This window comes from Roseobacter sp., from assembly GCF_024639605.1.
In the GTDB taxonomy this organism is placed as follows: domain Bacteria; phylum Pseudomonadota; class Alphaproteobacteria; order Rhodobacterales; family Rhodobacteraceae; genus Roseobacter.
The window spans coordinates 1-6,480 of the sequence record NZ_JAHEHZ010000167.1 but is presented as its reverse complement, the minus strand read 5'-3'; the positions used below and the strand labels follow the sequence as shown (position 1 = coordinate 6,480).

The following is a 6,480-nucleotide window of genomic DNA, read 5'->3' as shown; positions in this document are numbered from 1 at the left end:
GATATTTGCGCGCAAAAGCAAGATAGGCGCGTCCGGTCGCGGAAAAGGCTGCCAGTGCCGACGGCTGGCCTTTTTCATAGGCAAATTCCATCAGCTCCGCGAACATCTCATATCCCTGGTGTGCGGCCTCGGCGATCAGATCCTCACGCCCGTCAAAGTGACGATAAACAGCCGCCGGTGTGACGCCGGCCTGTTTTGCAGCCTCTGACAGCGTAAAACCGGTCGGTCCGCGCATCTCGATGAGCTGCAGCGCCGCATCGATCAGCGCCTGACGCAGATTGCCGTGATGATAGCCGCGTTTAGGCATGCCAGATGTCGGGCCCCCCACATATTGCCGTATCTATCGCCCCCAACGCGCCGGTGTCTTTGTGTTTATAATCAATACCATGCAACACGCTGCGGATCACATTGAGCCGGGCACGCCGCTTGTCGTCAGAGCGCACCACGGTCCAGGGTGCATCCGGCACATGGGTGCGCGTCAGCGTATCGTCGATGGCATGCGTATAGGCATCCCACTTCTTCAGCCCCTCAACATCAATCCGGCTCAGTTTCCACTGTTTGAGCGGGTCGTGCTCGCGTGCGAGCATCCGGCGCAGCTGTTCGGCGCGGCCCACATTGAGCCAGAACTTGAACAGGATGATCCCGTCATCTGTCAGCATCTGCTCAAAGGGGGTGACCTGGGAAAAGAAGTGTGCGCGCTGTGCGTCGGTGCAGAACTCGAAAACCGTCTCGACAACGGCACGGTTGTACCAGCTGCGGTCAAAGAAAACGATTTCGCCGGCGGCCGGCAGATGATCGGTATAGCGCTGGAAGTACCACTGTGTCTGCTCTTTTTCGGTGGGCTTGGGCAGGGCCACAATTCGCGCGCCGCGCGGGTTGAGATTGGTGCGCAGCCGGCTGATGGTGCCACCTTTGCCCGCACCGTCCCGACCCTCAAATACCATCGCCACGCGGGCGCCGCTCGTCTTGGCCCAGGACTGCATTTTTACCAGCTCAATCTGCAGTGCCGCAAGGTCGCGCTCATAGGTCTTGCGCCCCAGACGATCGGAGTGCGGATAGTCACTGGTCAGGATCGGACCTTTGTCCTGACGGCGGATAGCTTCCCGGACGCCTTCGGGCGCATCGTTTTGGTAATAGGCACTGATCGCACCATCAAAGGGCAGCTCCATAAGGGCCTCCGCTGATTATATTCTGTAACCTATATGGGATGTTAATTGGCTTAACGCAAACCCGCGCGGGCAGCGGCGCGATTGATCGCGTCAACCACGGCTTCAGGGTCCGCGTGGTGCGGCATATGCCCCACACCCTCCATCCGGGTGAGTACCGCGCCGGGGATCTGCCGGGATAGCGGCTCCGAGTGAATCTCCATCGGCACAGTGTCGTCTTCGCTCCCGTGCAGGATTTCGACGGGCAGATCCAGGTCCGGGTACCGGTCTTTCATCTCAGTCACATAAGGCTTCAGGCTGTTCACCTGCTGGGCGTTTGCGCGCATGGTGCCGCGGCGCAGGGTCATTTCCGGCCCGAAATGATCCAGATAGCCCCCGGGCGCATGCTGCGGGGCGAAAATGGTATCGACGATTTCGCGGATGTATCTTTGCTGGGTGAAGGCTGTGATCAGCGGGATCACCAGTGCACTGCCTGCAAGCGATGCGTTTATCCGGTAAAGGGGCCCAAGCTCACCCGGCCAGGGGTTCGACGCTGCCGCAAGAAGCACCAGCGCGGCCGTGTCATCAGGCCGGGTCAGCGCCCAGGAAAGTGCAATCGCGCCGCCATAGGAATGGCCCAGAACCACCGGATTAGTCACACCCACTGCATCTGCAGCGGCCTGAAGCAGGGCCGCCTGCAACGCCGGCGGCTCTGCGGCCGTGTTCCACGCACCGCCGTAGCCTTCCGGCCGGTCGGAGCGGCCCATCCCGGGCCGGTCCACGGCCACCACCCGGTAGTCGCCCTTGAGCCGGTCCACCAGCTCAAAGGTAAAATCGCGCAGGCTGCCGCTCGCGCCGTGGATCAGAACTATATCCGGACCCTCGCCGGTGACGGTCAGGTGGATGCGGGTCCCTTCAACGTCAATGTACTGCCCGGCGGCGGGATATATCTCCTCCGCCGTGATCTCGCGTTCGGCAGCGCGCCACTGAACCACGGCAATGAACGCCAGAGCGATCAGCAGCGTAACGCCCATGCGCCTAAGTCCCGATCGCATCGATATCATAGGGCGTTTCCTGATAGACCTCGGTCAGCCAGTTGCCATAGAGCAGGTGCGCATGGCTGCGCCACCGGTTGAGCGGTTTGCGCGAGGGGTCGTCTCCGGGATAGTAGTTCATCGGCACGTTAATGGGTGCACCAGCAGCAACATCGCGGTCGTATTCCTGTTTCAGCGTGTCACTGTCGTATTCAAAGTGGTTGAAGATATAGAGCGCGCGATGCCCCGGATCCTCCACGAGACAGGGGCCTGCTTCTTCACTGCCCAGCAGCGTGGTAAGGCCGGGGGCCGCGTCGATCTCGTCCTGCCGCATTTCGGTCCAGCGCGACACCGGGATCACGCAATCGTCGGAAAACCCGCGCAGATACGGCGAGGCTGGGGCCAGATTGCTGTGCCGGTAACACCCGAAGAGCTTGGCATCGAGAATATGTTTCTTCACGCCGTGGAAATGGTTGATCATCGCCATCCCGCCCCAGCAGACACCAAAGGTCGAATGCACGTTCGTCTGCGTCCAGTCCATCACCTGGCGCAGCTCGTCCCAGTAGGTCACAGCATCAAAATCCAGATGCTCAATCGGCGCGCCGGTGATGATCAGACCGTCAAACTTTTCATCGCGCACCTCCTCAAAGGGGCGGTAAAAGCTCTCCATATGATCGGCGGCAGTATTCTTCGTCTGATGCTCGGACATGCGGATCAGGCTCAGATCGATCTGCAGCGGCGTGGCACCGATGAGCCGCGCAAACTGGTTCTCGGTCTGGATCTTTTTCGGCATCAGATTGAGCAGACCGATGCGCAACGGGCGGATATCCTGACGCGCGGCCTCGTCCGGATCCATCACCATCACACCTTCGCGCGTCAGCACGTCATAGGCGGGCAGTTCGGCAGGTATCTTGATGGGCATCGATGGGTTCCGGGCAAATGTCAGAGTGTGGTCAGATAGCGTCTGGCGGGCGGGCTCTCAAGGGGGGCGACGTCACAATGGGGTGACGGTGTCAGAGGCATCCGGCGATAAGATCCTCAAAGTCCTGCGGGGTCTTTAAGCCTGCGACCTGATCGGCGGTGACAGTCACGCCCCATCGCGCCATCGCCTCGTAGCGTGGCTGCCGGTGGGCAAGCGCGCGGGCATAGGTAAAGCGGATAAAGTCATCCGGATCAACATCGCCCTCTGAGCAGTTGTTTTCGCTCAGGTATTCATGCCAGACAGCTGCCAGAAACGCCGGCTGATAGGCCATCGGTTTGGGGGCGCGGTCAAAGCGGCGGATGAGCTCCGCGGTATGCGCGTCATCCCCGCGGATCCAGATCATCAGGCAATGCGCGGAAAGCTCACGCAGCAGCGGGTCGTTTTCGTCCGCCGGATCCACCCACTCGCAGATCGACCCGCCGGTATCGCAGATAAAATTGGGGTAGCCGTACAGCGCCTCGGCCCGGCGTGAAAAGCGCGCGGTGTCGTGCAGGGCGGCAATCTCGGCCTGTCGGAACTGTTCCTGGCGGCGGCTGTATTCGGCCATGGGCAGGCCGCCTTTTTCCTGATTGCCCGGTTTGCCCAGATAGGTGGCGACGGGCGAGAGGTTTTCAAAGGTGATGTTGGAGCCGATATAGATGCTGTCGGTCATCAGCAGATCGCGCAGAAACGGCACTTTCATCGCTTCGGCCTTGGCGTTGTCGGCGATGTATTCCCCCATGTAACGGGTGCCGATGCGGTAATCGATCGAGTAGTGAAACCACGACCCGCTGGCGCGCAGCAGGTTGGACATATGCGTTTTGCCGAGCCCCGACATGCCATAAACCAGCACCGATTTGCGCGGTGCCGCGCGCCAGTCTGCCGCAGATGAATAAAGCATGTCCGGAATTCCGCCTGAATGAAGTTCCGCAACTCCTAGCCGGGCGGCGGTGATGCGTCAATCAGCCCGCCCGGGCGCGGGCGCGGCTGATGCGTCGCGGCAACCGTCCGTCAAGCACGATCATCCCCAGCGCCAGAAGGGCGAACCCCGCCCAGGCATTGGATGCGAGTTGCTCGGCCCGCAGCAGAGCGCCCAGCGTAATTGCAACCGGCGGGATGATCAGCGTGACCAGCATCAGGTTGCCGGACCCCGCAAGCGACAGAACGTGATAATAGAGCAGATAAGCCAGCGCCGTCGCGATCACCGAATAATACCCGATGGCGAGCAGTGTATCCGGCTGCAGTGCCAGGCTGACGGGTCCCTCGACGGCCACGGCCAGCGGCACCGATATCAGGCTCGATCCGGTCAGCATGCCGGCCGCAGCCATCTGAGGACGCAGCCCGGCAAGAAAGGTACGCGCCCAGACCGCGGCCAGCGCATAAGACACAGTGCCCGCCAGGATGGCCAGCTGCGCCAGCGAGCGGATATTAAACTCCGCCAGATTGCTCAGCCCGATTGCCGTGGTCACGCCGGCAAAGCCGAGCAGCACACCAATGATTTTACGCAATGTCAGCCGCTCATCAGCAAAGAAAACAGCCGCTGCCAGAACGCCGAAGATTGCCGTGGCCGCGTTAAAGATCGACGTAAGACCGCTTGCTACATGAAGCTGCCCCCATGCCATCAGCGTGAAAGGGATCATATTGTTGAGCAGCCCCATGACGAAAAACGCGCCCCAGGTGCGCAGATCCCGCGGCAGAGGTATGCGCATCACCAGAACCACGCCCCAGAGCACCAGCATCGCCCAGAAGGTGCGATGCGCCACGGAGGTGAGCGGACCGATTTCATCAAGGGCGATGCGAATGGAGACAAAGGATGCTCCCCAGATCGCCCCAAGGGCCAGCATCGCGACCCAGGCCCGCGCGGATATGGATTTCTGTTCAGTCATGCACTGAGCCTTACCAAAAAGGCAGGCCCCACACGACCCGGATCAGGCTTAAACAAAAACCCCCGCGCCACAAAGGGCTGCGGGGGTCATGCTGCATATGCGTGCAATACCGTCACCGGATCAGAAGTAGAAACCGACCTTGAAGCCAACGGCGACGGCATCGTTGTCGGTAAAGACACCGCCAGGGATAGCGGCACCGACGATGGTGTTGGCCTCACCGATATCGGTATAGCTGATGCCACCGGTGATTTTCATGTTGTCCCGGGTATAGACAGCGGACAGCCCCAGACCCAGCTGTCCATCGGTCGGGCCGAGGTTACCGGTGGGCGATCCGGTGGTGCGCTCGTAGTTTACTGACGCTGCCACGGACCATGTTTCAGTCAGGCGGCGGCCCACGCCCAGTGTGTATTTGATGCGGTCATCAGCGTAGAACACCAGCGGTGTGCCGACGATACCGACATAGCTGTCAGGCGCGATCTCAAAGTCCGACCATTCCACCCAGCGGACAGAGCCGAAGACCAGCGTGTCTTTTGCCACACCGGACTGAAAGTCGAGCGTCAGTGACTGCGGCGTATTAATGTCAGTTGTCGAGCTGATATTCGGTCCAAGCACGGAGGATTCGACCGTGTCCAGCCGATGTCTGATCTTGGACTGATAGGTCAGCGCCACACGCAGAGCGATCTCAGGCCGCTCATAGGCAACACCCAGAAGGTAGCCTGCGCCACCGTCTTTTTTGGCTTCCGCCTCATAGGGCGCTCCGGCAAAGGGGCCAACGCCGGCCGTCACGAATGGCACAAAGGCATTGGCATCAATGTACTGGTAGCGCAGACCACCGTAAACGCTGAGCTTTGTGGGAAAGTTGTACTGCAGGATCGCTGTCAGAGCACTGGAATCAAACTCCGCCGTGGACCCCTGGGCGAAGTAACCGGTGCCGGTCGGATAATTCACGTTTGCGCCGTAAGGCTGGTCATAGATCAGTGCATAGGAGAGCGTGTCGTTGATATCCGCCTTATAGGCAAATCCGTACTGCTGATAGGTTTCCGTCATATCGCCGGAGGCCACACCCGGTGTCACCAGACCGCCGACACCCGACACATCCGGGCTTACCGTTGCGAAGCTGAATTCGACATAGCGGCCCTCTTCAAAGAGTGGCCCGACAGACTGTGCTGAACGCTCGATACCACCTGCATAGGACGCACCCGTCGCCAGACACAGAGCCGTTACACTTCCTAAATATACTTTCATAGAATCTCCTCCCCAGAAGATTGCCCCTACCTTCACCGCATCATTGCCGAAAAGTTGGCGCAGATAAGCACGAAAAATTAACCGGTCAATCTCTTACGCAGGGGAAAAGTGTTTTGTGACGTTACGTAGAACTAAGCCCGTCTGCGGGTTTCAGACCACAGGTTAAGGTAATTGCCGGTGAAGATGATCAGCGCACCCACGAACACCCA

Annotated in this window: 7 protein-coding genes; all 7 read right to left on the bottom strand. The window is 60.0% G+C overall.

Annotated features, from left to right (window positions below):
* A partial coding sequence (locus Q0M35_RS16245) for a TetR/AcrR family transcriptional regulator (protein ID WP_295317271.1) occupies positions 1 to 307 on the bottom strand: 307 nt, incomplete at its 3' end.
* On the bottom strand, positions 300 to 1,169 hold the full coding sequence (gene ppk2, locus Q0M35_RS16240) for a polyphosphate kinase 2 (RefSeq protein WP_295317270.1): 870 nt from the start codon (positions 1,167 to 1,169) through the stop codon (positions 300 to 302). The genes Q0M35_RS16245 and ppk2, both read right to left, overlap by 8 nt.
* A gap of 50 nt (positions 1,170 to 1,219) precedes the next feature.
* Positions 1,220 to 2,179 (bottom strand): alpha/beta hydrolase, encoded by a 960-nt coding sequence (locus Q0M35_RS16235; protein WP_295317266.1) that lies wholly within the window; start codon positions 2,177 to 2,179, stop codon positions 1,220 to 1,222.
* A gap of 4 nt (positions 2,180 to 2,183) precedes the next feature.
* Positions 2,184 to 3,101 (bottom strand): homoserine O-succinyltransferase, encoded by a 918-nt coding sequence (gene metA / locus Q0M35_RS16230; RefSeq protein WP_295317258.1) that lies wholly within the window; start codon positions 3,099 to 3,101, stop codon positions 2,184 to 2,186.
* A 91-nt stretch (positions 3,102 to 3,192) separates the two neighbouring features.
* Positions 3,193 to 4,041 (bottom strand): ATPase, encoded by an 849-nt coding sequence (locus Q0M35_RS16225; RefSeq protein WP_295317256.1) that lies wholly within the window; start codon positions 4,039 to 4,041, stop codon positions 3,193 to 3,195.
* Between the two features lie 61 nt (positions 4,042 to 4,102).
* Positions 4,103 to 5,026: a DMT family transporter gene (locus Q0M35_RS16220; protein WP_295317254.1), complete on the bottom strand. Its 924-nt coding sequence runs from the start codon at positions 5,024 to 5,026 to the stop codon at positions 4,103 to 4,105.
* 120 nt (positions 5,027 to 5,146) lie between these two features.
* Complete coding sequence (locus Q0M35_RS16215; protein ID WP_295317252.1) at positions 5,147 to 6,271, bottom strand: outer membrane protein transport protein; 1,125 nt, start codon at positions 6,269 to 6,271, stop codon at positions 5,147 to 5,149.
* Positions 6,272 to 6,480 lie beyond the last annotated feature (209 nt).